Genomic DNA, 1,702 nt, shown 5'->3' on the forward strand with positions numbered 1-1,702 from the left:
TTGCGGATCACCGGGCGACGGGAAACCGCGTTCTTGTAAACCGAAAAACCGGACCACCGTCGCTCCGTGTGCATCCGATGGTTATCCGCTCCATGGTCGGCCGTTGTCGAGTATCGTGACGCTGTTAGCCCTTGCCGCAATTTCGTTCAGCAGAGCGTCGCCATCACCAAAGAAACGTTCTTCGATTTGTATTTTGTTGTTGTCGTTGAGAATGAGTGTAACACGGTCACCATCGAGGTGCAGTCGTTCCACCCTCGATATCGACGAAAGGTCGACGGAGCGAGAGAGTGCTTGAAACCCGGTTTGGTGCCAACGAATTGAGAATTCATCGACAGTAATACCAGAGGTGCAACCCCGACCAATTCCGGAGTAGAGAATCCAAGAGCCAAACGCAAACAGAAGGCAAAACGCGAGAGCCACCGGGCGGTGCATTGCGGCAAACGCGAACGCGACAGCAATGACGGCAAAAAGAACGAGGAACGCCTTGTAGATCGGGGTGTCGTACCGACGGACGAATGTGTACTCAGCCAAGGGTTCTTCAGTCGGATAACGGTACGGTTCAGCGGGCGGCGGCAAAAGACTTGCAAGCAGACGAAAACGCTAACCACCGCCGCTCCGTTGCAACCGATGGTTATCTGTTTTTGTTAGTGGTCAGTCTAAGTTGGCCCGTGAGGTTGCAGCGACAGCGAATCAAGATCAACTTGCGATCCGCGTTAAGCGCAAGCCGCGCGAGCGGAAAGCAACGCCGGAACGGCGACAAGTATTTAACATGAACTCCATTCAGAAGCAGAGATCCCAAAACTTCTGGTTGCCATTCGTTCTGCGTCAGCCAGTGACTCATGCCAAGTATCACCGTGCACGCTTCCATCGGTTGATGTATAGCACAGCAGAAATCCAGAGTCATCGTGTTGAATCTCAAGATTTAGAGTGATGTTGCGTATGGGAGTGGGTAAAGGCACGGCGGCGTTATCGGGCAACCATCCGCTATGAGCGACGCCGCCGATTTGCATCTTATAGCCGATTAGTCGCCTCACGATATTCATCGGGCAGTGTCCAAGTCAAGCATTGCGTTAGGAGCTAGATCGAGCACACCAGTCGGATAACGCTACGCGTCACCGGGCGGCGGGAGCACGGCAACCATTTGTTAAAACTCGCCACCGCCGCTCCGTGTGCACGCGATGGTTATCCGCCAGCGTTGCCTCACGACGGGCAGAAGTTGATGACAGATGTTATCACGTATCGATCACTTAGTCGGATCGCGTTTTGGATTTGATTCAAACAAAGTGCTAGGATCTGTCGCGGGTTTCGTGGCCGCGTTTATCCGCTGAGTTCGGTCAAGTCCATCCGCGAGCATGCCAGCATCAACAGACGGTGGAATAGAATCCGATTGTACATTCAAAGCGGGTGCTGCGACGTCGTCTGACTGCGTTCTCAAAGCTGATTCGCTTTCGGATTCAGCCGGATAACATCCGAGCACAGTAGTGAGAAGACACGCCACAAAGAGAAGTGGAATCTGGTTCATTGGGTTCGCCCTTGAGGGGTGCCTAGTTGGATAACGTCACCGTTCACCGGGCCGCGGCAAACGACATTGATTTCAGAATCCGCGCGGCCCGCGGCTCCGAGTGCAACGGATGGTTATCCGTGGTGAATATAGGTGGAAGGTGGAATGCCAGTTTACGTTCCAAAGCAAGACCGAGCAAGC

2 protein-coding genes are annotated in these 1,702 nt (G+C 53.6%); both read right to left on the reverse strand.

Annotated elements, in window-relative coordinates; genetic code table 11:
* Positions 1–81: 81 nt before the first annotated feature.
* A complete protein-coding gene (locus CA13_RS04335; RefSeq protein WP_146394756.1) occupies positions 82–531 on the reverse strand; it encodes a hypothetical protein in 450 nt (149 codons plus the stop codon).
* A gap of 233 nt (positions 532–764) precedes the next feature.
* Positions 765–1,043: a hypothetical protein gene (locus CA13_RS04340; RefSeq protein WP_419193927.1), complete on the reverse strand. Its 279-nt coding sequence runs from the start codon at positions 1,041–1,043 to the stop codon at positions 765–767.
* Positions 1,044–1,702: the final 659 nt, after the last annotated feature.

The organism is Novipirellula herctigrandis (genome assembly GCA_007859835.1).
Taxonomy (GTDB): Bacteria; Planctomycetota; Planctomycetia; order Pirellulales; family Pirellulaceae; genus Novipirellula_A; species Novipirellula_A herctigrandis.

Bases quoted from the DNA above. Each gene is read 5' to 3' on its own strand.
- CA13_RS04340 (WP_419193927.1), bottom strand. From the start codon at position 1,043: ATGAATATCGTGAGGCGACTAATCGGCTATAAGATGCAAATCGGCGGC.